Source organism: Nannocystis exedens, assembly GCF_002343915.1.
In the GTDB taxonomy this organism is placed as follows: domain Bacteria; phylum Myxococcota_A; class Polyangia; order Nannocystales; family Nannocystaceae; genus Nannocystis; species Nannocystis exedens.
In genome coordinates, this window is the sequence record NZ_NETK01000001.1 from 8,678,677 (window position 1) to 8,705,151 (window position 26,475).

At 73.3% G+C, this 26,475-nt stretch carries 19 protein-coding genes; 8 read left to right on the forward strand and 11 right to left on the reverse strand.

From position 1 onward, the window contains the following. Positions 1–188: 188 nt before the first annotated feature. Positions 189–1,556 (forward strand): hydroxysqualene dehydroxylase, encoded by a 1,368-nt coding sequence (locus NAEX_RS34040; protein ID WP_170136222.1) that lies wholly within the window; start codon positions 189–191, stop codon positions 1,554–1,556. Positions 1,557–1,630: 74 nt separating this feature from the next. Here the strand turns inward: NAEX_RS34040 and NAEX_RS34045 are convergent, their stop codons facing one another. Beyond that, positions 1,631–2,032 carry a hypothetical protein gene (locus NAEX_RS34045; protein WP_096331647.1) on the reverse strand — a complete coding sequence of 134 codons (402 nt, stop codon included), beginning with the start codon at positions 2,030–2,032 and terminating at the stop codon, positions 1,631–1,633. A gap of 163 nt (positions 2,033–2,195) precedes the next feature. Between NAEX_RS34045 and NAEX_RS34050 the strand changes: the two genes are divergently transcribed. Then, the gene (locus tag NAEX_RS34050) at positions 2,196–3,152 is read left to right on the forward strand and encodes a sigma-54 interaction domain-containing protein (RefSeq protein WP_170136223.1); all 957 of its coding nucleotides are present in this window, start codon (positions 2,196–2,198) and stop codon (positions 3,150–3,152) included. Between the two features lie 138 nt (positions 3,153–3,290). Here the strand turns inward: NAEX_RS34050 and NAEX_RS48715 are convergent, their stop codons facing one another. The 4 genes from NAEX_RS48715 to NAEX_RS34065 form a co-directional block, all read right to left on the reverse strand. Then, positions 3,291–3,491 carry a hypothetical protein gene (locus NAEX_RS48715; RefSeq protein WP_143141040.1) on the reverse strand — a complete coding sequence of 67 codons (201 nt, stop codon included), beginning with the start codon at positions 3,489–3,491 and terminating at the stop codon, positions 3,291–3,293. A 473-nt stretch (positions 3,492–3,964) separates the two neighbouring features. After that, a complete protein-coding gene (locus tag NAEX_RS34055; RefSeq protein ID WP_143141039.1) occupies positions 3,965–4,774 on the reverse strand; it encodes a PAS domain-containing protein in 810 nt (269 codons plus the stop codon). A gap of 267 nt (positions 4,775–5,041) precedes the next feature. Further along, the gene (locus tag NAEX_RS34060; RefSeq protein ID WP_096331650.1) at positions 5,042–5,638 is read right to left on the reverse strand and encodes a hypothetical protein; all 597 of its coding nucleotides are present in this window, start codon (positions 5,636–5,638) and stop codon (positions 5,042–5,044) included. Between the two features lie 405 nt (positions 5,639–6,043). Beyond that, positions 6,044–6,778 (reverse strand): succinate dehydrogenase/fumarate reductase transmembrane subunit, encoded by a 735-nt coding sequence (locus NAEX_RS34065; RefSeq protein ID WP_096331651.1) that lies wholly within the window; start codon positions 6,776–6,778, stop codon positions 6,044–6,046. Positions 6,779–7,736: 958 nt separating this feature from the next. Here NAEX_RS34065 and NAEX_RS34075 point away from each other — a divergent pair. From NAEX_RS34075 to NAEX_RS34090, 4 genes are all read left to right on the forward strand, one after another. Further along, positions 7,737–7,949, forward strand: coding sequence for a helix-turn-helix domain-containing protein (locus NAEX_RS34075; RefSeq protein WP_096331653.1), 213 nt, complete (start codon positions 7,737–7,739; stop codon positions 7,947–7,949). Positions 7,950–8,259: 310 nt separating this feature from the next. Next, complete coding sequence (locus NAEX_RS34080) at positions 8,260–8,583, forward strand: carboxymuconolactone decarboxylase family protein (protein WP_096331654.1); 324 nt, start codon at positions 8,260–8,262, stop codon at positions 8,581–8,583. 1 nt (position 8,584) lies between these two features. Beyond that, complete coding sequence (locus NAEX_RS34085; protein ID WP_096331655.1) at positions 8,585–8,830, forward strand: carboxymuconolactone decarboxylase family protein; 246 nt, start codon at positions 8,585–8,587, stop codon at positions 8,828–8,830. Between the two features lie 33 nt (positions 8,831–8,863). Next, on the forward strand, positions 8,864–9,166 hold the full coding sequence (locus NAEX_RS34090; RefSeq protein ID WP_096331656.1) for a carboxymuconolactone decarboxylase family protein: 303 nt from the start codon (positions 8,864–8,866) through the stop codon (positions 9,164–9,166). A 377-nt stretch (positions 9,167–9,543) separates the two neighbouring features. On the opposite strand, the gene NAEX_RS34095 is transcribed toward NAEX_RS34090, so the two are convergent. The 6 genes from NAEX_RS34095 to NAEX_RS34120 form a co-directional block, all read right to left on the reverse strand. Next, positions 9,544–10,389 (reverse strand): SRPBCC family protein, encoded by an 846-nt coding sequence (locus NAEX_RS34095; protein ID WP_096331657.1) that lies wholly within the window; start codon positions 10,387–10,389, stop codon positions 9,544–9,546. Then, positions 10,386–10,727 (reverse strand): ArsR/SmtB family transcription factor, encoded by a 342-nt coding sequence (locus NAEX_RS34100; protein WP_096331658.1) that lies wholly within the window; start codon positions 10,725–10,727, stop codon positions 10,386–10,388. The genes NAEX_RS34095 and NAEX_RS34100 overlap by 4 nt, the downstream gene beginning before the upstream one ends. 254 nt (positions 10,728–10,981) lie before the next feature. Continuing rightward, complete coding sequence (locus NAEX_RS34105; protein WP_096331659.1) at positions 10,982–11,521, reverse strand: protoglobin domain-containing protein; 540 nt, start codon at positions 11,519–11,521, stop codon at positions 10,982–10,984. Then, positions 11,518–11,928: a hypothetical protein gene (locus NAEX_RS34110; protein ID WP_096331660.1), complete on the reverse strand. Its 411-nt coding sequence runs from the start codon at positions 11,926–11,928 to the stop codon at positions 11,518–11,520. The genes NAEX_RS34105 and NAEX_RS34110 overlap by 4 nt, the downstream gene beginning before the upstream one ends. 5 nt (positions 11,929–11,933) lie before the next feature. Further along, positions 11,934–12,302 carry a roadblock/LC7 domain-containing protein gene (locus tag NAEX_RS34115; RefSeq protein WP_096331661.1) on the reverse strand — a complete coding sequence of 123 codons (369 nt, stop codon included), beginning with the start codon at positions 12,300–12,302 and terminating at the stop codon, positions 11,934–11,936. Further along, complete coding sequence (locus NAEX_RS34120; RefSeq protein ID WP_170136224.1) at positions 12,299–13,057, reverse strand: DUF4388 domain-containing protein; 759 nt, start codon at positions 13,055–13,057, stop codon at positions 12,299–12,301. The genes NAEX_RS34115 and NAEX_RS34120 overlap by 4 nt, the downstream gene beginning before the upstream one ends. 735 nt (positions 13,058–13,792) lie before the next feature. Here NAEX_RS34120 and NAEX_RS34125 point away from each other — a divergent pair. Together NAEX_RS34125 and NAEX_RS34135 are read left to right on the forward strand one after the other, a co-directional pair. Further along, complete coding sequence (locus NAEX_RS34125; protein WP_143141038.1) at positions 13,793–14,512, forward strand: hypothetical protein; 720 nt, start codon at positions 13,793–13,795, stop codon at positions 14,510–14,512. A 2,024-nt stretch (positions 14,513–16,536) separates the two neighbouring features. After that, entirely contained in the window at positions 16,537–26,388 is a 9,852-nt protein-coding gene (locus NAEX_RS34135) for a non-ribosomal peptide synthetase/type I polyketide synthase (protein ID WP_170136225.1), read from the forward strand. Positions 26,389–26,475 lie beyond the last annotated feature (87 nt).

Consider the following 26,475-nt stretch of genomic DNA (forward strand, 5'->3'; position numbering starts at 1 on the left):
CTGTTCGCGCCAATCGCGCGAAATCGAGCTCGGGCCGCGTGGACCGTGGTTTTTACGAGGTCGCGCGGCGCGGCGCGGCAAACATGCCGCCGCGGAACCGAGCGCCGAGTGTGACGACCACGCCGCGCCCTCGCCGATCGCCGGCCCGCGGCTTGTCGCGCCGCCATCCTCGCGCACACCCACGGTTCATGGTTCCGCGCCAAAACCCCCGCGTCGTCATCGCCGGCGGCGGCCTCGCCGGCCTCGCCTGCGCCAAGAAGCTCGCCGAGGCTGGTTTGCCGGTCACGGTGCTCGAGAGCCTGCCGTACCTCGGCGGGCGCGCGTCGACCTTCCTCGACCAGGACGGCGAATGGGTCGAGCAGGGGCTCCACCTGTTCCTCGGGGCATATGCACAATTCCGGGCGCTGCTCCGCGACATCGGCCGTCCGCCGCGCGAGGTGCTGTACTGGACCGACGATCTGAAGTTCGAGTCGCCCTCGGGACCGTCGGCGCTGTTCGGCACCAACCCGGTGTACGCGCCGCTGCGCACGGTGCTCGGCGGGCTGGGCAACAACAAGTACCTGGGGCCGCTGGCCAAGCTGTCGCTGCTCCCGCTGCTGGCCCCGGCCGTGCTGCCGGAGAAGCTGCTGCGCCGGTTCGATCGCCTCACGGTGGTCGACTGGTGGCGGCGCGCGAGCGGCTCGAAGCAGGTGCTGGAGCGGGTCCTGCGGCCGTTCTGCCGCGCGATCCAGTTCACCGACGCGGAGCAGTTCTCGGCCTACAACCTGCTCGGCTGGGCGCATCAGACGCTGATCCGGCCGCTACGGGCGCGGCTCGGCGGCTATCGGGGCGCGCGTGACCCGCAGATCTTCGCCCCGCTCGCGGCCTACCTGAAGCAGCGCGGGGTCGAGATCCGCATGCAGGTGGAGGTCGACGAGATCGAGTACGACGCGAACACGGGCAGGATCGCCGGCTTCAGGCTCGTCGGCGGCGAGCTGCTCACGGCCGACATCTACGTGGTCGCCCTGCCGGCGTGGGTGTTCGCGCCGAAGATCCCGCAGCCGCTGCGCAACGAGCCGTTCTTCGCCAACATCCGCGACCTGCCGACGGCGCCGGCGATCTCGGTGCAGCTGTGGTTCGATCGCGTGGTCACGCGCCGCGACGGCTACATTCTGGTGGCCGGCAGCAATTGTGCGGTGTATCAGGACCAGTCGCGGCGCACCTATCCGTACGCGCAGGGCAGCCGGATCTCGGTGATCGTCAGCCCCGCCGACCCCTTGATGGACTGGGACGAGGCGGCGATCGTCGCCCACGTCCACGCCGATCTCGGCGCCGCGAACCCGCAGATCGCGGCGGCGAAGGTGGTCAAGCAGGTGGTGCTCAAGCACGAGCGCCACCTGATCCGCCCGCTGCCGGGGGCGATGACGCGGCGGCCCATGCAGACCACTCCGGTCGAGAACTTGTTCCTCGCCGGCGACTGGACGCAGCAGGTGTTCTTCGGCTCGCAGGAGGGGGCGGTCCGCGGCGGCAACGCCTGCGCGCGGGCGGTGCTCCGCGCGGTCAATCGCGGGCTATGAACATAGCCCGTCGAGCACCGCCCGGCTGACATCATGGGCGCTCCTGAATCGGGCGCCTGAATCGCGGCGGCGCGTCAGTTCGCGTCGCCGGCTCGCCACTTCAGCGCGTCGACGATCGTCAAGGTCAGGTCGAGCGGCGAGAAGCTGGGCGGGAGGTAGCGGCAACGGGCCGTCGAGGGCTCGTCCCGGCGCGAGTCGGCCTGCGGCACGATCACGATCGAGGCCTGCGACGGCATGTCGAGGAGCAGCGTGAGCGGGTCGACGCCGGCGCCGATGCACAGCGCCTCCTCGACGATCGCCAGCCGGAGCCCGGGGCCGTGGTGGTCGACCATCTGCCCGGGGGTGGGCACCCGGTAGAGCTCATGCACCGCGAAGCCGAAGCGGCGCAGCAACGCCCCCACGTGGGTCAGGCTGGCCGCCGCGCTGATCAGCAGCACCGCGCCGGGGGTCGTCTTGGTGGCTTGGACGCAGGTCACGCGATGGGGGTTACTGCAGGATGTGTGCCACGGGTCTCTTTCTGGGCTTTGGGCCCCGTGTGGCCCTCTGGGCCGCTTTCGCGGGACGAGACGAGGGCGAGGAGCGTATCTTGTCGAGGTCATGGCGAAGAAACGACAAGTTGTCGCCGGTTTTCCTCCCATCTTGCAGTCCGCCGCCATGCGGCGGCTCGATCGCGTGCTCCGTTCCGTGGCCGACAAGCAGGTCATGCTGACGTTCATCGGCGAGAGCGGGGTCGGGAAGGAGGTGCTGGCCCGCCGCGCGCACGAGCTGTCGGAGCGGCGCCACGGACCCTTCGTGCCGATCAACTGCGCGGCGATTCCGGAGTCGCTGTTCGAGAGCGAGTTGTTCGGCCACGAACGGGGCGCGTTCACCGGCGCCAGCGAACGCGCGCGCGGGAAGATCGAGGCGGCCGACGGCGGCACCCTGTTCTTCGACGAGATCGGCGAGATGCCGGCGCCGATGCAGGCGAAGATCCTGCGCTTCCTCGACAACCGACGATTCATGCGAGTCGGCGGGACGATCAAGCTCGAGGCCGACGTGCGGCTGATGTGCGCCACCTTGCGGCCCCTCGCCCAGGACGTCCGCGCGGGACGGTTCCGGGCCGACCTGTACTACCGCATCGAGGGCGTCACCTTGCACGTCCCGCCGCTCCGCGAGCGACGATCGGCGATCGTGCCGCTGATCCGCCAATTCATCGCCGAGGCGACGGCGCGACACCGGGTCGAGCCGCCCCGGCTGACCCGCTCGGTCCGGGCGATGCTCCTGCAGTACGACTGGCCGGGCAACGTCCGCGAGCTCCGCAACCTCATCGAGCGCCTCTGCCTGCTGCGCGGCGGCCGGCAGGTCCGTCTGCACGACCTGCCGGAGCACCTCTACGCGAGCCAGGGGCCCCGCGAGCACGTCGCACCTGCGGGCGAGCCGCTGGTCCTCTCGCTCGACGACGGCCTCGACGCGATGCTGCTCAAGATCGTCGAGGCCGCGCTGACGCAGGCCGGCGGCGACACGCGCCGAGCGGCGGCTCGCCTGCGGATCAGCACACGCACGATTCAGCGCTATATCGCCACCGGCCAGGTCCGCGTCCCCGTGCGAGGTGGTTGAGCGAGCGTTCGCGCGAGGCCCCGCGCCCTCGTGGGACTGCGATCGTCTTCAACGCGATCGACCTTCAGCCGCGAGGACATCGTCGATACGAAGGCGGGCGAGCCGGAGCCGCAGATCGCGGCTCCGGTGCGGCGGTGACTACTGTCGCTCGCGCCGCTCGTCGCGGCGCTCTTCTTGCCGGTTCTGCTGCTGGCGCTCGCCGCGTCGTTCGTCTTCCCGCCGCTCGTCACGCTGGTCGCGCGGACGCTCGTCGCGACGCTCCTCCTGCCGCTCCTCCCGCCGTTCCTGACGGTTCGTCTGTCTCTCGTCTCGCTGCCGGTCTTGATCCCTGTTTGGCATGACGTCTCCTCCCACACGCCCGCCGCGTGGCGCTCCAGCGGCGGCGCATCGTTTGTGGGCGCGAGCTTGAGCGTGAACTCGATCGTCAGCAAACCGTACAGCCAGACCCAGCATTCTCGCCGAGCGCGGCGGCTCGCGACGATCGCGGCGTTCGACCGGGCGGAGAGGGTGTTCGCCTCGGTTCGGCGGTGCGACGCCGTGGGAGCGCGCGGGCTCTCGTCGCGGAGTTTTCCCAGGGCGATCCGCGGGGCTGCGACGTCGGCGGCGACGAGGGGCGCCGGCTTCGCGCGTGAGGGCCCAATCGCAGGACCGTGCTCTCCGACCGCCGCGCGTTGCGCCACCCCGGGCGAGGGGGCGGCCGCGGCCATCGCGGCCCTGCGCGCGCGACGGCGTGTTCGTACGGCCAGGTCGGCGCGGCGACGGAGCCGGGCGAGCGCCGGGACTGCGGTGAATGGCCCCGGTCGGACGCGAGCCTACGCCTGGCGTAGCGCGAGGCCGTCCTTGAGCGAGCCGGCGGTCCGCAGCTCGCCGAGCGAGACATCCAGCCCGACGAGCACGCGGGCGACTCGCGGCTGCACGCCGGTGAGGATGCAACGAGCGCCGAGCAGCAACGCCGCGCGTACGAGCTTGACCAGCGACGCGGCCGAGGCGGCTGCGACCTCGGTGAGGCCGGTGATGTCGATGAGCAGCCAGCGCGCCTTGTGCTGGACGATCGCCGGCAGCAAGACCTCGAGCAGGCGAGCGTCGCGGCTGGCCGTCAGCTCGCCGATGAGCGGCACGACGAGGGTGTGGTCGGCGACCTCGAGCACGGGGGTCGACACGGCCTCCAGCTCCGCGTTCTTGCGCGCCAGCTCCGCCTCGCGGTCGCCGAGCAGCGCCTCCGCGCGCTTGCGGTCCTCGATCTCGAGGATGTACCCGACCAGGAACTCGAGCGAGCCGTCGGCCGAGAACACCCCGTGGCCTTGCTCCCAGACCCAGCGCACCTGCCCGTCGCGGCGGCGGATCCGGTACTCGATCTCCCACTTGCTGCGGGCGGTGAGTCCGGCCTGCACCACCTCCCAGACGCGCGCCTGATCCTCCGCCACGATCATGTCGGTGCCGTAGGACACGGCGCGCTCGTCGACGACCTCCCGGACGGAGTAGCCGGTGAGCTCGTGGATCCCGGCGCTGAGGAAGTCCATCGTCCAGTCGGGATCGTTGCGACAGCGGTACAGCGCGCCCGGCAGCATGTCGGCGAGCGCAAGCAGAGTTCCGATGCTCTCCTTCGCGAGGCGTTCCTGCACGCGAACGATGGTAAAGCGAAAATGGTGCCCGAGATCCCGGAATGTCGCGCCATGTCGCGATGGCGCTGGCGGCGCCCGAACGGTCCGCGCCGGGCCCGCCGTCTCATGAAGGCGACCGCGTCCTCATGGGACGAGCGTGGCGCGGAGTCATGTGCTGCTCAGCCACAGACGCAGGGGTCACCGCGCGGAGCGATCCGCTCTCGCGGCAGATCTTGCTTCGCCACCCGCGCGGCAGCGGCTCCGGCGATTCGTGGTCGCGGAGCGCGCTCAGGGAGCGCGCTCCGGCGGCTTGGCTTGGGTCAGCAGGTCGCCGGGGACGAAGCCCGGGCACTCGTTCTGCACGCGGCTGCAGGCCTCGCCGACCTCGGGCTCTTTCATCGGCATCTCGTCCTTGAACTGGCCGATGTTGCCGCAATCGAGGTCCTCGTAGAATGTCTTGAGCTCGGTGACGACCTCCTCCATGCACGCATCGAGCTCGCCGACGGTGGTCGTGCAGTCGGACCAATCGTATTTGCGGCAGGCTTCGCTCGCTTCCTCGATCTGGACGGGCTCCTCCTTGATCGAGGCGAGGCACTCGTCGCGGGCGGCGATGCAGTCCTCGACGCTGCCGTCGTGCAGCGTCGACGAGAGCACGATGCCCTGGAGCGAGCACAGGGCGCGATTGGCCTCGGCATCGGTGATCTCGCGCCTGGTGTAGGCCAGGGCGCCCTCGCAGAGCTGCTCCTGCTCGGCCATGGTCAGCTCGGAGACGTTCTTGTTCTCGGGCAGGCCGGAAATGGCTGAGTCGGCCGCGGCGCCGCCCTCCTTGCATGCAAAGAGGCCGAGCAGGGCGAGAAGGGGAAGCGGAGAGGACTTGGTAATCATCGTCCGCGATTGTGGGCAGCTTCGGCGAGTTTGCAACCGCGAACGAGGCGCCACGAGGGCCGGCGAGCCGGGTGCTGCGGGCGTCGGGAGCGCCGCGAGGCGGGTCGGGACCGGCGCCGCTCGATCCGTGGCAGCGAGCAGAGCCTCGTGCGAATCGGCGAAGATTCTGACGAGGACGCTCGTCGCCGGCCGATCGCTCGCACGGCCGAAGATCGGCGACGGAGCGCGTCGAGCATTCATGCGTCGACCCCGACAATGTCTATTCGCTCGCTCGGGTCCCGTCCCCCGCTCGCCCGGCGCGACACGTCTGCCGCCGGGTCGCTCTGCGGACATCCTCGCGATCCTGGATCGCCGGGCCACGCAGGTTTCGCCGTGACCGCGGGGCGACGATCGTTGGAGGTCGTCTCAGCGCGCGGGCTGCGACGGTGCGGCCGGGCCGCTCGAGACGCCGAGGTCGACCAGCAGGCGGGCGTACGGGCTGGCGACGGCGCGCTCGCGGACGTCGTGGAAGGCGCCGGCGAGGCCGGCCATGCCGAGCGTCAGCGCCACCGCGCCGGCCAGCCAGGCGCCTGCCACGGCCCGGCCCGAGCGCAGGGCCGCGGGGCCGCGCAGGCCGATTCGTGGCAGGGCGAGGGCGAGGCCGTTGAGCCCGTGATACAGCCCGGCGAGCGAGAACAGCAGGTAGTAGGGGAAGAAATAGGCGAAGGCCCACACCAGCGTGTAAGCGACGCCGTCGAAGCCGGGGTACACGCCGTAGACCAGCGAGGCGCCGCGGGTGGCGAGCGTGTGGCCGAAGACGAACACGAGCAGCACGATCGCGGTGATCCGCTGCCAGCGGGCCCGCGGGTTACCGGCGGGCTTCTGGCCGCGTCGTCGCCGTCGCGCCATCCGCCACACGCTGACGACGACGTGCACCACCAGCGGGCCGAGGACGCACGCGAGCTCGACGAGCGGCGCCTGGTAGGCGGCCCGCAGCTGGCCCTGCAATTCGTCGTACACCTCGGGGCCGGCGGCAGCGAACATTTGATTGGCGAGGTGGGCGAGGAGGAAGAGCGCGAACAGGGCGCCGCTGGCGGCCTGAACGCGGATGAGCGCGCGCTCGCGCGCGGCGTCGCGGGAAGGGTCGGTCGCGTGACTCATGCAGCCGGGACGAGACAGGCCGTCGCCGGCGTGACAGGTAGAATTCGCGCCTCGGTCGCGAGGCGGTGACTCGCTGGCGCGCAGATCCGCGCGGGCCGGCGACGCCGCGGGTTGCGGCGGGTGCTCGTCGCCGGCGGGGGCCGCTGCACGCGGCAGCGGGGCCGATGGCACGACCCTGCAGGTTCGGAGCGCCCGGGCTGTGGCAGTTGCGGACCCCGCAGTGCGGCGGCGTGGTGAGCGGCCGTCTCGACGTCGCCACGCGCCTCGGCGCCACCATCGACGCAGGCGGCGGCGAGGTCATCGGCGTGCCGGCCACTCGCACCATCCAGGGTCGGACGCGCTGCGAGCGAGAGCCGACGCGCGTCGTTGCCGGTCACCGGCACGACACGAGCCGCCGACAACCCGACCTGTCCTGAGTGCCATCACCACGTCCGGCGCCAGCAGCACGGCAAGCTTTCGACGGCCGGAGCTCCGCGGCGTGATGGAGAAGGAGGTCGCATGCAGGCGTGCCCTGCATGCCGCTCCGACCACCTCGACGACCGCCCTGCGGTAGGCATGCCGACGACATCGCCACGCGCCTGCGAGCCGCTCTCACCGCCGCGTCGGACCCTCGAGAGCCGCCGGTTCGGGCTTGAAGTCATCGTGGATGGACGCCGCGCAGAATCGCGCGTGTCGCCAAAGCTCGTGGGTGTCGGGCTCGACCGATCTCGCGGGCGACCGAGGACGGCGATCGGACCGTCGCGACGGCGATGAATCTTCGTGAAAGTCGCCTGCAGGGGCGCGGAGGGCCGGCTGAAGGCCGCTCGTGGGCGGGCCCTCGCGGCCGCGACGCCGGCCCAAATCGGTTGTAAAACCGGCGCTGGAGGGGTCGTGAGTTGCCGCCGCGGCTCCGCTTGATCCGCGCGAGAACACCCCGTTGCGATATACACATCGTCACGGAGTACGGACCTTGCCACAGATGATTTTGGAAGACTTCAACCTCGAGAACGCCGAACGCCGCCTCTGCAACGAGGCGCTCACCACCGCCGGCAACATCGTCGGCGCGGCGTCTCTCCTCGGCATCACCCGGCACGCGCTCAAGCGGCGGATCATCAAGCTCGGCCTCGAGTGGCCGCGTCGGGGCGGTCAGTCCGCCGCGGTGTCGGCGTCGGCGTCGGCGCACACGAGCTGAGCCACCGCCGCGTCCAGGGCCCTCGTCCTGGCAGCGCGGACCGGCCCCGCGGCGCTCCTCGACGGGCGCCGCACGACGGCCGCGCCGGACCTGCCCGGCTGCGCCGAACCTCGCCCCTCGAGCGGCTCCGGTGTCGACCCAGAGTTCTGCTCCGAAGTACATGTCCTGAAGTTCAGTAGGTCCCGTGGGCGCGAGCGCGCCCCGCATGCCCGAGCGGGTCTCGGAGCGGCGGGGCGGGCTCGGGCCGGCAGGGCATGGGCCGCCTCGCGGCGGCTCCTCCAGCTCGGGCCGGCTGTGGCATGCTCGCGGTATGCACGAGGCCGACCGTTTCAGCGCGCTGCGGACCGCGGTCCAGCAGGCGATCTTAACCCGCGACGGCGCCACCGACCGCGCGACTCGCCGCCGCGCGTACGAGGGCGAGGGCTCGCCCGGGGCGATCGCCGAGTACGTGGCGACGGTGCAGCGCAACGCGGACCGCGTCGACGACGACATGATGGCGGCGGTGCGCCAGGCGGGGCTCGACGACGACGCGATCTTCGAGCTCACGGTGGCGACCGCGGTCGGCGAGGCGACGCGGCAGTTCGAGGCGGGCATGGCGGCGTTGGTGGCGGCGCTGGCGGAGAGGGAGGGCTGACATGCGGATCCCGTCGATCGAGTCGCCGCGCGGCCTGCGGGAGAAGTTGATGCTGGGGCTGATCCGCGTGCTCAGCGGGCACCGGGCGCCCGACGTCGTCCGCACCCTGCGCTACCGGCCGGAGATGTTCGGCAAGCCGATGGGCGCGCTGTTCCAGGAGGTGCTGCGCGGGCCGTCCGAGTGGTCGATCGGCGAGCGCGAGCTGTTCGCCGCCTGGGTGGCGAAGAAGAACGAGTGCGAGTTTTGAACGCGGGCCCACGGCGCGGTCGCGTCGAAGGTGATGGGCGACGAGACGGTCGCGGCGGCCCTGGCCGACCCCGACGCCGCGGCGCTGCCCGAGAAGGTCAAGGCCACCCTGCGGCTGCTGACGAAGGTGACCCGCGCCCGCGAGTCGCTCACGGCCGCCGACGTCGCGCCGGTGCTGGCCGCCGGGGTGTCGCGCCAGGGGGTGATCGACGCGCTGATGGTGGCGTTCGCGTTCAACGTGATCACGCGCCTGGCCGACGCCTTCGAGTTCGAGGTGCCGCCGCAGGCGTCGTTCGACGCCTCGGCGAAGATGCTGCTCACCCGCGGCTACAAGTGAGCGGCCGCGAGACGACCGCAGGCGCTGCGGCGTCGCGGCCAGCGAGGTGTCCGGAAGGACATGTCGCTGCGGGGCGCGGCCAGGCGCGAGGCGGCCGGGCACGCGGTGTCGGGCGCCGAGGACCGAGCGCCGCGGCCGTCGGTGTGCTCGTGCGTCGCGTCAGGGCTCGGTGACGGGCCCGAGCGGACCCGTCACGGCGAGTATGTCCCGCGGGACCGAGCGCCCCGCCGTCAGTGGCTCGGGCGACGCATCTGGGCTTGGTGACGGGTCCGAGCGGCGCGTCACGGCGAGTCTGTCCGCGGGACCGTGGGTGATGCCATGACCGAAAGGACAGGTGGTGGCGCCGCGCTCGGACATGTCCTCGGGACATATCATCGTCAGCGCGTGGCGACGGCCAGGCGCTCGATGTGGTCCCTCCAGGCGGCCAGGGCCGCGGGGCGCAGCTCGGCGAGCGCGTGCGGCCCCGTGTGCGTGAGGACCAGGCGGGCGCCGCCCGGCCCGGGCGACAACTCCCAGCGGACGCGGCCGACCGGGCGACCGTCGCGCAGCCACCTGTACTCGAGGACAGACGAGGGCGCGAGCTCGGTGATCGGGCCGGCGGGGGCGACTTCGCTGGTCGCGGCGGCCGGGGGCGGATCGCCGACGGCCAGCGAGGCGCCGGCGCCCGCGAGCAGGGCGGGCCAGACCCGCTCGACGGGGCGGCGGAACTGCCGCTCGAAGCGGACGACCCACCCGTCGGGCGTGGCCTCGGCGCGACCCTCGGCCAGGCCGAAGGCGGCGACGAAGGCCTCGTGCGCGGCCCAGGTGTCGTCGGGCGGGACGAACGGGCGCTCCTCCAGCGCGGCTTCGAGGGCGTCGAGGCAGACGTGCCAGCCGCTGGCGAAGCTGGCCGCGCCGGCCCGGTCGTCGAAGGTGTGGACGAGCACGAGGAGGCTGCCCGGGCCGTCGGGGTGGACCTCCCAGCGCAGGTGATCGCCGCTCCACGTGAAGCCGAACACGCGCGGGGGCTCGAGGTCGGTCACCACGCCGGTGTCGACGTGGTCGCCCATGGTGAAGCGGATCGCGCCGCCCACCCGCAGGTCGATGTCCATCGCCGCCGGGAACCACGCGACGAGGTGCGGGGCCTCGGTGAGGGCGCGCCAGACCTTGGCGGGCGGGTGCTTCAGCCGGTGCTCGATGCGGAGGACGTGACGTCCGTCGATGGTGTGAAAGCTGTCGTTCATGTGGGCTCCTTCGCCGGGGGGTCGTCGTCGTCGTCGGGCATGGAATCGAGGTGGCGCTCGAGCGCGGCGAAGCTGCTCTCCCACATGCGGCGGTACGGGGCGAGCCATCGATCGATGGCCCGCAGCGGCTCCGGGCACAGCCGGTACCAGCGCCGCGTGCCGTCGCGGCCGACTCGCACGAGGCCCGCCTCGCGCAGCGCCTTGAGGTGCTTCGACGTGCTCGGCTGCGGCAAGCCGAGCCGCTCGGTCAGCTCGCCGACGAGGCGCGGACGCTCGCGCAAGAGGTCGAGGATCTGCCGCCGCGCCGGCTCGGCCAGGACTTGAAACGCCTCGGACACGCCAACAGCGTGGCCCAACGAGTATATGCTTGCAAGAGAATATATTTGCGCAAAACGCGCAAGCACCCTGCGGGGCCGGGGGCGCTCGCGGCCGAGAGCTCGGGCGAGCACGGCACGTCGCGGCTCATCGCTGGCCGGCGCGGGTGCGGGTATCGATTCGGGCGCGGACCCGCGGGCGATGGAGCGTGTATCATGCGTCCCTGCCGCTCCGATCGAACGCAACTGCGGGCGCGTCCTGGCGGTTGCGCGTCCGGTCAGCGACCCTGGGCGATGCAGCGCTCGATCAGCTTGCGGCTCATGCCGGTGAAGCGGCACAGGCGATCGACGCGGTCGTCGGCGTAGGCGAGGTTGATGATCATGAGGTCGAGGTCGAGGATCTTCAGCAGGCTGCGCGCGGCGGCGGCGCGGCGCTCGGGGTCGTCGAGGTTGGCCTCGAGCAGCGCGAGGCCCTCGCCGCGGAGGAAGCTGGTGACGGCCTCGACCCACCACGGGCGGACGCCGACGCGGACGTGGGCGAGGCCGATCCGCCAGCGCTCGGCGAAGTAGCGCTCGCCGTAGTCGCCGGCGAACAGCTCGGACAGCCAGCGCAGGTGGGTCTGCTTGAGCGCGTCGACGCGGCCGGCGATCAGCGCGGCCTGCTCGGGGTCGGCGGCGAGCTTGGCGTAGAAGCGGTCGGTGAGGGCGGGGCCGTGGGCCGCGAACAGCGGGGCCAGGTCGCGCAGGCGCGCGGCGTCGTCGGCGTCGAAGCCGATGAAGCGGCAGATCGCGGCGTACACTTCGGACGAGTCGGTCATGGGGGCTCCTGCGGGGTCGCGGCGCGCGTCAGCCAGGGGCCGAGCAGCGCCAGCAGCTTGCGGGTGATGTGATTGGTGTGGCGCCGCCAGGTGCGGCCGCCGGGGACGAAGACGACGAGGAACAGCCGCGGCACGCAGTCGCGCGCCAGCGGGCGAATGACGACACGGCCGGCGTCGGGCGCGGCGAGGGTGAGCTCGTCGACGCCCGCGAGCCCGAGGTCGCGGACGGCGCGGTTGACGATGTCGTCGAACAGGCTGGTGAGCCCGGCGGCGACGTCGCTGCGCGCGTGCTCGCCGGCGGCGGCGACGAGCAGGCCCTGGTCGGTACACACGAGCGACAGCGGGTAGCCGCCGCCGCGGTTCATGCCGCCCAGGAGCGTGGTGAGCTGGGCCTCGACCCCGTGCATCGGCCTCACCCGAGCAGGCGGCCGATCTCCTTCGCCGCGCGCGAGATGTCGAGGAAGACGAGGCCGAGCTTGGCGGCCTCGGTGGCGAGCACGGTGAGCACGGCGTCGGCGCCGGTGCGGGCGAGGATCGCAAAGCCCTGCGAGCCGCGGACCATGACCAGCGAGAACTCGCCGCGCGCCAATTCGCGGACGATCCGCTCGCTCATGCCGAGGAGCGCGGCGCTCATGGCGGCGACCCGGTCGTCCTCGACGTCGGCGGGCAAGGCCGAGGCGATGAGGAGGCCGTCGTTGTCGACGACGGCCGCGGCCTCGATGTCGGGGGTGGTGGTGGAGAGGTTGCGCAGCAGCTTGCTTATCTGTTCGGAACGGGTCATCGGAATTCCTCCGCGTCGGGCCCGGCCGCGGCGCGGCGCCGGGCGAGGGCCCGCAAGTTCTGTTGGACCGCGCGATCGTCCGGCCTGCGGGCGAGGGCGCGGCGGAGCAGCGATTCGGCGGCGTCGTAGTCGCCGCGGCGGGCGAGCGCGCGGCCGCGGTCGACGAGGTCGTCGAAGTCCTCGCTGTCGACCACGGCGCGCGGGGGCGGGCGCCGCTGGGCGTCGGGGACGCGCTCGACGAGGCCGAGGCGCAGGGCGTCGAGGGCGGCGTCGATCACGAGGGTGACGATCCCGAGGGCCGGATCGACGAGCTCCGCGAGGGTGCGGTGGCCGTCGAGCTCGAGCACGATCGGGTCGAACGGGCCGCCCGTGGGCTTCCACGGCCTGTCGTCGACCCGCCGCAGCACGGCGTCGGCGAGCCGCTTCCACTCGTCGCGCAGGCGATAGGCGTCCATCAGCGCGAAGGTGACGTTGTCGCCGCAGCGATCGCCGGCCGGCTCGCCGCGGGCCAGCACGAAGCGGCCGCGGTCGTGGAACGCGAGCTCGCGCAGGGCCTCGACGCCGCTCAGCCGACCGCAGGCGACGCCGCCCACATGACCCTTGAGCAAGGTGATCTCGCCGCGGCCCTCGACGCGCAGCCACCCGCTTATCGCCTCGACCTGCGCCAGTTGCAATAACGAGACGAGGCTCACGTCGCGCAGGTCCCCGCGCAGGAGCTCGGTAGATCGGGGGCGCAACGCGCGTATGGGCTCCATCACCGCCATTCTCCGGTCGACAGCCAATCGATGCACTGCACTGTATCACCGGCGATACGCGACACCAGCGAGTCGTGCCGGCAAGACTTGCGGGATCCGTGCGCGGGACGGACAGGCGTCGCGCCGCATGTACGCGCGACGTCGACCTGCCCCGGCGTCATCAGGGCCCGCCGCTGACGCACGGGCACGGCGCTGCGACCCGGCTTCGCAGCGAGGCCGAGGGGCGCTGCGCACGGGTCGGCGCGAGCCGGCGGAGAGCGGGGTGCAAGGACGCGAATGACTGGATGGGGCGTGAGCCGCGGATTGGCGAATGTCGTGCAGGCGATGGAGCAGGCGGTCCGCGCCGAGAAGGCGAGCGAACGGCCGATGAGGTGAGCGTGGCATGGCGGCGGGCGGGCGGCCCGGCGCTTTCGCAGAGAAGGCGAGTGATGATCCATGCGGCGAAATCAGTGGACGACGAACGTCGTGCAGGGGAGCCGCGAGGCAGGGGGCTCACCGCCGGGTCGTCCGAGCTCGGGGTGGAGGGGAGGAGTGTCCAATGGGGTGACAGCCCCACGAGGCAGGCGGATGCTCAACAGGGCGAGCGCAAGGCGGACGGTGAATGGGGTGAGGAGCGGGCGAGCAGAGCGGCGGGGCGGGACCGGGGTCGCGGCGTCGTCGACGGCGCGCTCGTTCGCGCGGCGAGGATCGTCCTCGGGGCGGGAATATGCGGCCGCTCGTCGAGTTCATCGTCGCATGCTCTCACGCGGGGTCATGGTCGCGTCGCTCGTCGCGGCGGGCTGTAGTACCCAGCTGTCCCCGCTTCACGACGCGCCCGTCGCCTTGCCCGCGCTGCCCGAGGCCGCGGGCCCGCCGGTGTCGCTGCTCGTGTGTCGATTCGACGACCTCCGCGGCGAGCGGCTGATGACCACCTCGCCGATCGGCCTGGTCCCCGGGCCCAATCTTCTTTACATGGGGAACACGATCCACTACGTCGACCGCGGCGGGTTCGCGGGCAGCAAGAACGGACGACCGCTGGTCCGCACCGGCGACCTCCAGACGGCGCTGCCCGACCTGCTGGCGGCGACGATCCGCGAGGCGCGGCCCGACTGGCCGATCGAGGTCACGGCCTCGCCCGAACGCTGCCGCGCCGGCGGCGACGCGGCCTACGTGATCGACGGCGCCATCCGCCGCACCGACCTGCGCCTCCACAGCAACGCGGTGCCCCTCGGCGTGCTGGCGCTGCTCGGGGCGCCGTTCACGTTCCTGTCGTTCGAGGGGGAGCTGGACGTGGAGATCCGGCGCGCCGACAGGGGGGCGATCGCGTGGCGCCACGGGTTCCGCATCGACGAGCGCCGCGCGGTGGGGCTGTATTACGGCCACGAGGCGGCGTACTCGCTGTTCTCGTCGCTGCTGCAGGAGGCGGTGGCGCACAGCGTCGCCAGCGCGATCCACATCGCCGAGCGCAACGCGTGAGGGGGCGGGGGCGACCGAGGGCGCGACCGAGGGGCTCGTGATCCTCGCCGGTGCGTGCGAGCGACAGGGCAATGGGAGGACCGCGTGCGTCGGAGTCCGGGGCACCGAGGAGCGCTCGCGGCGGGTCGTCCACTGCGGGGGTGACCGCAGGACGTGACTCGTGCGGCGAGGCGGCGGCGAGCGGCCACCGTCCGGCCGGGGCGTCGAATGCGGACCCGAGCGGTCACGGGACCGTCCCGCGGTTGCGCAGGGGAATCGACGGTAGGCCGTCGCAGCAGCTCGCCGTCGGGTGCTCGCCGAGGCGGCGATCTGTCGCAGCGCGGGGCTGCCCACGGGATGTCTTTTGAAACATGCGGTCGATCGACCGCGGGACGCCGCACGCGAGGCATGATTCACGGCGGCCCGCCGCTGGATCGAGCAGGCGCTGGCTGCGGGCCGTAATTCGGGCGTCCTCGAAGATTGGTGGCAGGGCGACCCGGTTGCGGCTGGTGGGCCCGCCGGTTACCGTCGGAAGGTGCGGGCCCGTCTCTGTTTCTTGAACAAGAGGAAGGTGAGAGAGGGGGCGACGCGCCAGACGACCGCCTCGGCGCCTGCTCGAGGATCGGCGTCGCCGAGGCCGGAGAGCGGCACGGTGATGATTGGGCCGACGGCGAGGGCGGCGGTGCGGGGAATCGCGGCGGATGGCGAGGTGCTGCCGAAAGTCGCGGCCAGCGAAGGAGCGGCGGCGGGGGCGGCGGTGCGGCGAATCGTGGTCGGAGGGGAGGACGGGCTCGCGCCGTCGGGCGCGGTGTTTTCATCCGGACCCGGTGCCGGTGCATCGACCCGCGGCGAGCCGGGACGAGGCAAGGCTTTTCTTTGCGCGGCATTCGTCGATCGCGGTGGGTTGCAATCACAGCTGTTCGCAGCTCGGCGGCGTCGTCGGCTCGCGGCGGGTCTCGAGATTCACGGCCCCGGGAGCGGGCAGGGCGCGGGCGATCGCGGGTGCGGTCGATCGCGGCCTGGTCGCGCCGGGGAGGGTGGTGGCCGCGTCGGTGAGTGCCGACGGTCCGCCGATGCGCTCCGGGGGGCGGTGGTGGGCCGAACTGTGATTCGCAGCGGTGACCGCGGCGGTCTCGCGCGGCGAGCGGACCCGATCGTGCGGCGCCGTGTTCGGGGTCGTGACAGTCCGGGTCGGCGAGCGTGGCCACGCCGTCGCGCGACGCACGAGCGCGGGACAGTCCGGTCGGCGAGCGGGGAGGTGCGCTGGATCGATTGTCGGCACGACGCGCAAGGGTGGTATGATTCGTCGAGCGATCCCCTCGGCGTCGACGTACCGTCGGGCCGCCGGGCGGCCTCATCGGGGTCCAGTGCAAGCAGCAGTCGCCGACCTCACGGCCGGAGAGCGTCCGCGTCCGCAGCGGTCGCGAAATGTGGAGACAGACCGATGCACATCCAAGGGCGCGCGATGCTGACCTTTCCTGTAGTGTGTCGGCGGCGTCCGAGAAACACACCAGGGTGTGCACATCGCGCGGCGAGCCGCTCGCTGCAGGAGCCGTGAATGGTTCACCATGTCATTCGCCCGGGAGATCTCCCCGCGCCGCACGAAGTCGTTGCACCGGCGCGAAAATTCGTTGCCCGGCGTCGCGACACCTCGAAATACATGGTTCGGCGAATGACATTCGCGAAGCGAATGGCGGACAGCTGTCCGGCCGGTAGAATTCGGATTACTCGGCGAGTTGCCGCGGTGTATATCTATTCATACCCGCTACACGGGACATAGTCTTTATTTGGCTCCACGACTACGGGCATTTCCTCGGCGATACATATCCGCGCGCGAGAGAAGTGGCTGGGACGGGCTCTAGCGCGTGCTCTTCGCGCATAAAGGGGGAAATGTGCACCTTCGTCGCTCGGATGTATACACGGGAGTTGACTGCGTCGACGTCGGCCCACCGCATCGGGAGGGCCCTGTCGCGGGCTACACAATTTCGGCCTCGTGCGAGCAGGCGCTGGTATGGCTGCGCCTGGGGCTGTTCGGGCCGTCGCCGGTGAACCACCGCTGCGCCGGCGCATGGATCGACGGACCCGTCGACGCGGCGCGGGTCGAGCAGGCGACGCTCCGGCTCGGGGAGCGCCACGATCTGCTGCGGACGACCTTCCGCGAGCAGTCCCAGGAGAACGGCGAACCGCGGCTGTACCAAGTGATCGCCGGGGCCGCGTCGCAGCGGCTGGTCCGCATCGAGGGCGGCGACTGGAGCGAGGAGGAGGTGCTGCGCCGCGCCGGCGAGGCGGCCCGCAGCAGCCTCGACCCCCGCGACGAGCCACCCTGGCGGATCTACCTGATCCGCCAGCGCGCCGGCCGTCACCTGGCTGTATTGGTCGTACACGCGCTGCTCGCCGATGCAGACAGCGACGCGGAGTCCCTCCTCAAGGAATGGCAAATGCTGGTCGAGGGGACCGGTCCAATGGCCGGACAGGTGACCGGCGTCTATACGCAACACCTGCGCGCCCAGGCCGAGTCGCTGGAGACGCCGCAGACGCGCGGGGCGATCGCGTGGTGGCAGGCCCAGCACGCGAGCGCGCCGGCGCTGCTCGAGCTGCCGGTGGACCGCCCGCGCTCGCCGGTGCCCGCCCGCACCGGGGGCAGGGTGTCGCGCCGGGTCGGCGACGACCTGCCGGCGGCGCTGACGGCCGCGGCGACCCGGGCCGGCGTCGACGTCGAGACGGTCGCGCTGGCGGGGCTGCTGGCGGTGCTGCATCGCTACACCGGGCAGGCGGAGCTGGTGGTCGAGGCACGCGCGGCCAGGCCGGCGGGGAAGCTGCGCCTGGGGCCCGTGGCCGACCGCTGGATGCTGCGCGTCACGGTCGCGCCGGCGCAGGGCTTCGAGGCGCTGCTGGAGCGCACGCGGGCGGCCATCGCCACGGCGCAGGAGCACGGGGCGCTGGCCTCGCTGGTCGCGGCCATGACGACCCGCGCGCCAGGTTGCCAGGTCTACTTCCACGGCACGTGCGCCGAGCCGTCGGCGGTCGCCCTCGACCTCGGGGTGGTGGGCCACGAGCTCGAGCTGTCGATCGACCTGCGCGACGGGCTGCTGGTCGCCGCCTACGACCGCGACCTGTTCGAGGCCGACACGGTGGCGCGATTGCTCGGCCACTGGGAGATGGTGCTGGTCGCGGGCCTGGCCGAGCCGGCGCGGCCGATCGCCAAGCTGGCGCTGCTGGTGCCGGCCGAGCTGCAGACGATCGTCCACCAGTGGAACGCCACCGACGCGCCCCACGTCGGGCCCGACTGCCTGCACGGGCTGTTCGCCGCCCAGGTCGCGCGCACGCCCGAGGCGCCGGCGGTGGTGGGCGCCGGCGTGCGCCTGTCGTACCGCGAGCTGCACGCCCGCGCGACCCGGCTGGCCTGGCGCCTGCGGGCCCTCGGCGTCGGCGTCGACGTGCCGGTCGGGCTGTTCCTCGATCGCTCGCTCGAGCTCGCGGTCGGGGTGCTGGCGATCTTGATGGCCGGGGGGACCTACGTGCCGCTCGACCCGGCGTACCCGGCGGAGCGCGTCGGATGGATCGTCGCCGACAGCGGGGCGGTGGCGATGGTGACGACCTCGGCGCTGGCGGCCGCGCTGCCCGAGTGCCAGGCCCAGCCGGTGCTGGTCGACGCGCCGTTCGAGGCCAGCCCGGTGCCGCTGCCGCGCACCGACCCGGGCGACCTGGCGTACGTGATCTACACGTCGGGCTCGACGGGCCGGCCGAAGGGGATAGGGATGCCGCACGCGGCGCTCGTCAACCTGATCGAGTGGCACGCGGAGGCGCTGCTCGGCGGGGCGCGCACGCTGCAGTTCGCGGCGCTCGGCTTCGATGTGTGCTTCTACGAGATGTTCACGGCCTGGCGCACGGGCGGCTCGGTCCACATGATCGAGGAGGCGGTCCGCCACGACGTGGCCCGCCTCGGCGCGGTGATCGAGGCCGAGGCGATCGAGAAGGTCATCCTGCCGGTGGTGGTGCTGCAGCAGCTGGCGGAGGAGTTCGCCGACCGCCCGGAGGTGCTGCGCAGCCTCAAAGAGGTGACGACGACGGGCGAGCAGATGCACCTGACCGCGCCGGTGATCGCGTTGTTCGAGCGCCTGCCCCACTGCACCCTGCACAATCACTACGGGCCGGCGGAGACCCACGTGGTCACCGCGTTCGCGCTGCCCGAGGCGCGCTCGCAGTGGGTGCCGCACCCGCCGATCGGGCGGCCGATCGCCAACACCCGCGTGCGGGTGCTCGACCCGCACATGAACCTGTGCCCGGTCGGCGTGCCCGGCGAGCTGTACCTCGGCGGCGAGGGCCTGGCCCGCGGCTACTGGAACCGGCCCGACCTGACGGCCGAGCGGTTCGTCCCCGATCCGTTCGCCACGGAGCCGGGGGCGCGGCTTTATCGCACCGGCGACATCACCCGCCAGCGGCCCGACGGGACCCTCGAGTACCTCGGCCGGCGCGACGATCAGGTGAAGATCCGCGGGGTCCGGGTCGAGCTCGGCGAGGTGCTGTCGGCGATCTCCCGCCACCCGCGGGTGCAGGAGGCGGTGGTCATCGCCCGCGAGGACACGCCCGGCGAGCGCCGGCTGGTGGCCTACTTCGTGCCGACGCAGGGCGAGGCGGCCGGCGAGGTGGCGATCGAGCTGCGCGCGTTCCTCCGCCGCTCGCTGACGGAGGCGATGATCCCGACGGCGTTCGTGGGCCTGCGCGAGCTGCCGCTGACGCCGAACGGGAAGATCGACAAGCGGGCGCTGCCGCGGCCGGAGGACGAGGCGACGGCGGGCACGTCGGTGCCGCCGCGCTCGGAGCTCGAGGTGTCGCTGGCGGCGATCTGGCAAGACGTGCTGAAGGTCGAGCGGGTCGGCGCGCACGACGACTTCTTCGCGCTCGGCGGGCACTCGCTGCTGGCGACGCAGGTGCTGGCGCGGGTGCGGCGGACCTTCGGGGTCGAGCTGGCGCTGGCGGAGCTGTACGCGGGGCCGACGGTGGCGGGGCTGGCGGCGCTGGTGCGGGCCCGGCGGGCGCCGGCGAGCGAGGCGAGTCCGATCGAGCCGGCGCGGCGCGACGGGCCGCTGCCGCTGTCGCTGGCGCAGGAGCGGCTGTTCTTCCTCCACCGCCTGGCGCCCGAGAGCACGGCCTACAACTGCCCGCACGGGTTCCGCCTGCGCGGCCGGCTCGACGCGGCGGCGCTGCAGCGCGGGCTCGACGGGTTGGTGGCGCGTCACGAGGCGCTGCGGACGACGTTCCTCGAGGTCGAGGGGCAGGCGCGGCAGGTGATCGCGGCCCGCGGCGCGGTGCCGCTGCGCCGCTTCGATCTGCGCGGCCTGCCGGACGAGCTGCGGGCGCTCGAGCTCGAGCGAAGGCTGGCGGTCGAGGTGCGGCGGCCGTTCGACCTCGAGCGCGGGCCGCTGGTGCGCGGGTGCCTCGTGCAGCTCGCCGACGAGGAGCACTTCCTGCTGCTCGACCTGCACCACATCGTCACCGACGGCTGGTCGATGCGGCTCCTGCTCGACGAGCTGGCGGCGCTCTACGAGGCCGACGTGCGCGGGGAGGAGGCCTCGCTCGCGCCGCTCGGGCTGCAGTTCGCCGACTACGCGGCGTGGGAGCGCGGGCGCCTGCAGCAAGGGCTGGAGCGGTCGATCGCGTGGTGGCGCGAGACGCTGGCCGACGCGCCGCGGCTCTTGCCGCTGCCGACGGACCGGCCGCGGCCGAACACGCAGAGCTTCCGCGGCGGGGCGGTGGCGCTGCGCCCGGGGGCGGAGGTCAGCGCGGCGCTGCGGCGGATCGGCGCGCCGGCCGGGCTGTCGCCGACGCTGGTGCTGCTGGCCGGGTTCGCGGCGCTGCTGCACCGCTACACCGGCGAGCCCGTGATCGTGCTCGGGATGCCGACGGCGGCCCGCGACCGCGTCGAGCTCGAGGGGCTGGTCGGGTTCTTCGTCAACACGCTGCCGATCCGCGTCGACCTCGCCGGCGACCCGAGCTTCCTCGAGCTGCTGGCGCAGGTGCGCAAGACGACGCTGGCGGCCTACGACCACGACGCGGTGCCGTTCGACCGCATCGTCCAGGAGCTGAGGCCCGAGCGCACGCTGAGCCACAACCCGATCGTGCAGGTCGGCTTCGCGCCGCAGCCGCCGGGGGCCCGCGCGCTGCGGCTGGCCGGGCTGCAGGTCGAGAGCGTCGAGGCCGACGTGCCGCGGGCGATCTTCGACCTGACGCTGTACGTGTCCGAGGAGGCCGGCGAGCTGGCGGCGTCGCTCGAGTACAGCGCCGACCTGTTCGAGCGCGCGACGATCGAGCGCATGGGCGAGCACCTGCTGGCGCTGCTGCGCGGGGCGATCGCGCGGCCGCAGGGGCGGGTGTCGCAGGTGCCGATCCTCGGGCCGGAGGAGCGCGCCGACGTGGTGACGCGCTGGAACCGGACCGCGGCGGCGCCGGGCCGGCCGGAGATGATGCACGCGCTGGTGGCCCGGGCGGCGGCGCAGGACCCGGCGCGCGTCGCGGTGACTCTCGGCGACGAGCGGCTGACGTACGCCGAGCTCGAGCGGCGCGCCGGGGCGCTGGCGCGGCACCTGGCGGCGCGAGGCGTGGGCGCCGAGTCGCTGGTGGCGATCAGCGTCGAGCGCTCGCTCGAGCTGGTGATCGCGGTGGTGGCGGTGCTCAAGGCGGGGGCGGCGTTCCTGCCGCTCGACCCGGCGTATCCGGCGGAGCGGCTGGCGTTCATGCTAGAAGACAGCGGGGCGCGGGTGGTGCTGACGCAGGCGCGGCTGGCCGAGCGGTTCGCCGGGCGCGAGGTGATCCGGCTCGACGCCGATCATGCGGCGATCGATGCGGATCCAACGGACGTGACCGTGGCCGACGATCCCGCGCGGGCGGCCTACGTGATCTACACGTCGGGCTCGACGGGGCGGCCGAAGGGGGTGGTGGTCGAGCACCGCAGCGCGGTCAACCTGGCGCGGGCCCAGCGGGCGCTGTTCGGGCTGACGGAGGCCAGCGTGGTGCTGCAGTTCTCGGCGCTGAGCTTCGACGCGTTCGTGTTCGAGCTGCTGCTGGCGTGGGGCGTCGGCGCGACCCTGTGCCTGCTGCCGCCGCGCCTGCCGGTGCCGGGGCCCGAGTTCAGCGAGCTGCTGCGCAGCCAGCGGGTGTCGATGTGCGTGCTGCCGCCGTCGGTGCTGGCGGCGATGGCCGACGACCCGCTGCCCGACCTCGTGCACGTGGTCGCGGCCGGCGAGGCCTGCAGCGCCGAGCTGGTGGCGCGGTGGGGCCGGGGGCGGCGGTTCGTCAACGCCTACGGGCCGACCGAGACGACCGTGTGCGCGACCGCGGCGCCGTGCGAGCCCGGCGAGGGCCCGCCGCCGATCGGCCGGCCGCTCGTCGACGTGCAGGTCTACGTGCTCGACCCGGCCGGCAACCCGGCGCCGGTCGGCGTGTTCGGCGAGCTGTACGTCGGCGGCGCCGGCGTGGCCCGCGGCTACCTCGGGCGGCCTGCGCTGACGGCCGAGCGGTTCGTGCCGGATCCGTTCTCCGGCGTGCGCGGGGCCCGGCTGTACCGCACCGGCGACCGCGTGCGCTGGCGGGCTGACGGGCAGCTCGAGTTCGCGGGGCGGCTCGATCGCCAGGTCAAGCTCCGCGGCTTCCGCATCGAGCTCGGCGAGGTCGAGGCGGTGGTCCGCGCCCACCCCGAGGTGCAGGACGCGGCGGTGGTGGCGGCGCGCCAGGAGCTGGTGGCCTACGTGGTGCCGCGCGCGGCCCAGGCGAGGCTGTCGGCGGCGGTGCGCGAATTCGCGCGAGCGCGGCTGCCGGGGCACATGGTGCCGTCGGCGGTGGTCGTGGTGGAGGCGTTCCCGACGCTGCCGAACGGCAAGGTCGACGTGCGGGCGCTGGCGGAGCGCAGCCCGCGGGCGGAGGCGCGGGCGCTCGCGCTGCCGCGCTCGCAGGTGGAGCAGGCGCTGGCGGCGATCTGGCGCGAGGTGCTGAACCTCGAGCAGGTCGGGATCGACGAGCCGTTCTTCGAGCTCGGCGGGCACTCGCTGCTGCTGGCGCGGGTGCGCACGGCGATCGAGGCGCGGTTCGGGCGGCGGCTCGACATGGTCGAGCTGTTCCAGCACCCGACGATCCGCAGCCTGGCGGGCCGGCTCGCGGGGGCGACGGCGGAGGTTGCAGCTGCAACGACGGCGACCCGGCCGGAGGGCGCGAGCGAGGCGATCGCCATCGTCGGCATGGCGGGGCGCTTCCCGGGGGCCGACGACGTCGAGGCGCTGTGGCAGAACCTGCTCGCGGGGGTCGAGGGGATCCGCTTCGCCGACGCGGAGGAGCTGACGGCGGCGGGGGTCGACCCGGCGCTGCGCACGGCGCCCGGGTTCGTGCCGGCGTTCGGGCGCATGAACGACGCGTTCTGCTTCGACGCGGCGTTCTTCGGCTACAGCCCGCAGGAGGCGCGGCTGATGGACCCGCAGCAGCGGGTGTTCCTCGAGGCGGCGTTCGCGGCGCTCGAGGACGCGGGCTGCGACCCGGCCCGCGGGACGCTGCGCGTGGGCGTGTTCGGCGGCTGCGACGCGCCGCGCCACTGGCTGGCGCTCGGCGGCTCGGCCGGGGGGATCGACGAGTTCCAGCGCGGGGTGGCCAACATCCCCGACAACCTGACGTCGCGCGTGGCCTACAAGCTGGGGCTGCGCGGGCCGGCGGTGACGGTGCTGTCGGCGTGCTCGACGTCGCTGGTGGCGGTCCACCTGGCCAGCCAGAGCCTGCGCGCCGGCGAGTGCGACGTGGCCCTGGCCGGCGGCGCCGCGGTGGCGCCGGCGTCGGTGCTCGGCCACGTCCACGAGGACGGGTCGATCCTGTCGCCCGACGGCCATTGCCGGCCCTTCGACGCCGAGGCCGGCGGGACGGTGGCGGCCAGCGGGGTCGGGGTGGTGGTGCTGAAGCGCCTCGCCGACGCGCTGCGCGACGGCGACGCGATCCGGGCGGTGATCCGCGGCTCGGCGATCGGCAACGACGGGGCCGAGAAGGTCGGCTACACGGCGCCGGGGCTGCAGGGCCAGGTCGACGTGCTGCGCCGGGCCTACGCGGCGGCCGAGGTGTCGCCGGCGAGCGTGGCGCTGGTCGAGGCCCACGGGACGGCGACGCGGCTCGGCGACCCGATCGAGGTGGCCGCGCTGACGCAGGTGTTCCGCGGGGCGGAGGCGCCGGTCGGCAGCTGCGCGCTGGGGTCGGTGAAGAGCAACCTCGGGCACCTCAGCGCGGCGGCCGGGGTGACGGGGCTGATCAAGGCGACGCTGGCGCTCGAGCGCGGGCAGATCCCGCCGACGCTGCACTTCCGCCGGCCGAACCCGGAGCTGCACCTCGAGGAGAGCCCGTTCTTCGTCAACACGGCGCCGGTGGCCTGGCCGGCGGGCGCGGGGCCGCGGCGCGCCGGCGTGAGCGCGTTCGGGGTCGGCGGGACGAACGCGCACGTGGTGCTCGAGGAGGCGCCCGCGGCGGCGCCGAGCGGGCCCGGGCGACCGTGGCCGCTGCTGCCCCTGTCGGCGCGTACGAGCGCGGCCCTGGCGTCGCAGGCGGAGCGGCTGGCCGCCCACCTGCGCGCGCGACCGTCGCTTCCGCTGGCCGACGTCGCGTACACGCTGCAGCGGCGGGCCGCGCTGGCGCCGGCGCGCTGCGTGGTGGTCTGCCGCGACTCGGAGGGCGCGCAGGCGGCCCTGAGCGGCCGCAGCCCGGGCCAGGTGGTCCGCGGGCAGGTGCGCGCCCGCGCGCCGCAGGTGGTGTTCGTGTTCCCCGGCGGCGGCAGCCAGCACGTCGACATGGGCCGCGAGCTGTACGCCCACCTGCCGGTGTTCCGCGCGGCCCTCGACGAGTGCGCGGCGCTGTTCGAGCGCGAGCTCGGCGAGGACATCCGGACGTCGATGTTCCCGCCGCCGGGCGGGTTCGAGGCGGCCAAGCAGCGGCTGCTGGCGCCGTCGCGCAACATGGCGTCGATCTTCGCGGTCGAGTACGCGCTGTCGCTGCAGCTCATGCGCTGGGGCCTGCGCCCGGCGGCGCTGTTCGGCCACAGCCTCGGCGAGTACGTGGCGGCCGCGATCGCGGGGGTGTTCTCGCTGGCCGACGCGGTCGCGCTGGTGGCCACCCGCGGGGCGCTGTGCGACGCGGCCCCGCCGGCGGCGATGGTGGCAGTGCCGCTGGCGGTGACGGCCCGCTTGCCGCCGGGGCTGTCGGTGGCGGCGATCAACGGGCCCGAGGACTGCGTGATCGCGGGCGCGGCCCCGGCGATCGAGCCGTTCGTGGCGGCGCTGCAGGCGGAGGGCATCGAGGCCCGCCGGCTGCCGATCGCCACGGCGTCGCACTCGGAGCTGATGGAGCCGCTGGTCGAGCGGCTGGTCGAGCGGGCCCGCAAGGTCGCGTTCGCGGCGCCGCAGATCGCGATGATCTCGGGCGTGACCGGCGCGTGGATCGAGGCGGAGATCCGCGACCCGGCCTACTGGGGCCGCCACCTGCGCCAGACGGTCCGCTTCGCCGACGGGGTGGCGACGCTGCACGCCGACCCCGACTTCGTGTGCCTCGAGGTCGGCCCCGGCGGCCACCTGGCGAGCTTCATCCGCAACCACCCGGACGCGGGCCCGGACCGGCTGGTGGTGGCGACGATGGCCCACTGGCGCTCGGGTCGCAGCGAGCTCGAGGCGCTGATGCTGGCGCTCGGGCAGCTCTGGTGCGCAGGGGCGACGATCGACTGGGAGGCGTTCACCGGCGAGGAGCGCCGCCGCAAGGTGCCGCTGCCGACGTACCCGTTCGCCCGCACCCGCCACGCGCTCGAGCTGCGCCCGGCCGCGCCGACGCTGGTGCTGGCCCCGCCGCCGCCGGAGGAGCCGGAGAGCGCGAGCGAGGGGATGGAGGAGGCGCCGCGCGACGGGCTGGCGGCGATCGTGGCGGAGATCTGGCGCGAGGCGCTGGGGGTCGCGCGGGTGCGCGACGAGGACAACTTCTTCGACCTCGGCGGGACGTCGCTGACGGCGGTGAAGATCCGCGCCCGCGTCCGCGAGCGCTTCGGGGTGACGACGCCGGTCCACGCGCTGCTCGAGCACCCGAACTTCGCCGACTTCGTGGCGGCGCTGCGCAGCCTGCTCGGCAAACAGGACGAGGTCCGCGGCCAGTCGCTGCTGGTCCAGCTGCGGCCGGGCCGCCCGGGGACGCGGCCGATCTTCCTGGTCCAGCCGATCGGCGGCACGGTCTACACGTACCTGCCGCTGGCCCGCCACCTCGACGCCGGCGGGGCGGCGATCTTCGGCGTGCGGGCGTCGGGCACCGACCCCGGCGAGCCGGTGCTCGACGAGGTGCCGGCGATGGCGGAGCGCTACGTGGCCGACATCCTGCGCGTGCAGCCGGAGGGGCCGTACACCGTCGGCGGGCACTCGGCCGGCGGGATCACGGCCTACGAGGTGGCCCGCCAGCTCGAGGCCCGCGGCCACGCGGTCCGGTTGCTGATCCTCGACGCGCCGTCGATGCCCGCCGTGTACGAGGACGTGATCGCGACGATCGACGACTTCCTCCGCAGCCACGAGGCGTTCGCGTCGTGCGAGTCGACGTCGTACCAGAGCTTCGTGGCGGCGCTCGAGACCGACGAGGCGCTGCGCCAGATCGTGCTGGCGACGTGCCTGGCCGAGCAGCGCTACAAGCCCCGGCCGATCTCGGCGGAGGTGGTCTACTTCGCGGCCAGCGAACAACGCGACGCCCGCGACACGCACGCGGGGATGTACTGGCTCGACCTGGTCGAGGGCGAGTTCTCGCTGTACCGCACGCCCGGCGATCACTTCACGATGATGGACGAGCCATGGGTCGAGACGCTGGCGCGCCTCATCGATCGCCACCTGGCCCGCGAGCTGCCGCGGCGCGCCTGAGCGGAGCGGCTGCGGAGGCTCGCGTCCGCAGCCGCTCGTGGCGGGTCCCGGGATGCGGGGATGTGTCCGCGGCTCCTCCGGGCCGCG

Coding starts and splice junctions, on each gene's coding strand:
- NAEX_RS34085 (WP_096331655.1), top strand. CDS start 8,585: ATGCGGATCCCGTCGATCGAGTCGCCGCGCGGCCTGCGGGAGAAGTTG.
- NAEX_RS34080 (WP_096331654.1), top strand. CDS start 8,260: ATGCACGAGGCCGACCGTTTCAGCGCGCTGCGGACCGCGGTCCAGCAG.
- NAEX_RS34095 (WP_096331657.1), bottom strand. CDS start 10,389: ATGAACGACAGCTTTCACACCATCGACGGACGTCACGTCCTCCGCATC.
- NAEX_RS34065 (WP_096331651.1), bottom strand. CDS start 6,778: ATGAGTCACGCGACCGACCCTTCCCGCGACGCCGCGCGCGAGCGCGCG.
- NAEX_RS34040 (WP_170136222.1), top strand. CDS start 189: ATGGTTCCGCGCCAAAACCCCCGCGTCGTCATCGCCGGCGGCGGCCTC.
- NAEX_RS48715 (WP_143141040.1), bottom strand. CDS start 3,491: ATGCCAAACAGGGATCAAGACCGGCAGCGAGACGAGAGACAGACGAAC.
- NAEX_RS34060 (WP_096331650.1), bottom strand. CDS start 5,638: ATGATTACCAAGTCCTCTCCGCTTCCCCTTCTCGCCCTGCTCGGCCTC.
- NAEX_RS34115 (WP_096331661.1), bottom strand. CDS start 12,302: ATGACCCGTTCCGAACAGATAAGCAAGCTGCTGCGCAACCTCTCCACC.
- NAEX_RS34075 (WP_096331653.1), top strand. CDS start 7,737: ATGATTTTGGAAGACTTCAACCTCGAGAACGCCGAACGCCGCCTCTGC.
- NAEX_RS34120 (WP_170136224.1), bottom strand. CDS start 13,057: ATGGAGCCCATACGCGCGTTGCGCCCCCGATCTACCGAGCTCCTGCGC.
- NAEX_RS34125 (WP_143141038.1), top strand. CDS start 13,793: ATGCTCTCACGCGGGGTCATGGTCGCGTCGCTCGTCGCGGCGGGCTGT.
- NAEX_RS34110 (WP_096331660.1), bottom strand. CDS start 11,928: ATGCACGGGGTCGAGGCCCAGCTCACCACGCTCCTGGGCGGCATGAAC.
- NAEX_RS34090 (WP_096331656.1), top strand. CDS start 8,864: ATGGGCGACGAGACGGTCGCGGCGGCCCTGGCCGACCCCGACGCCGCG.
- NAEX_RS34105 (WP_096331659.1), bottom strand. CDS start 11,521: ATGACCGACTCGTCCGAAGTGTACGCCGCGATCTGCCGCTTCATCGGC.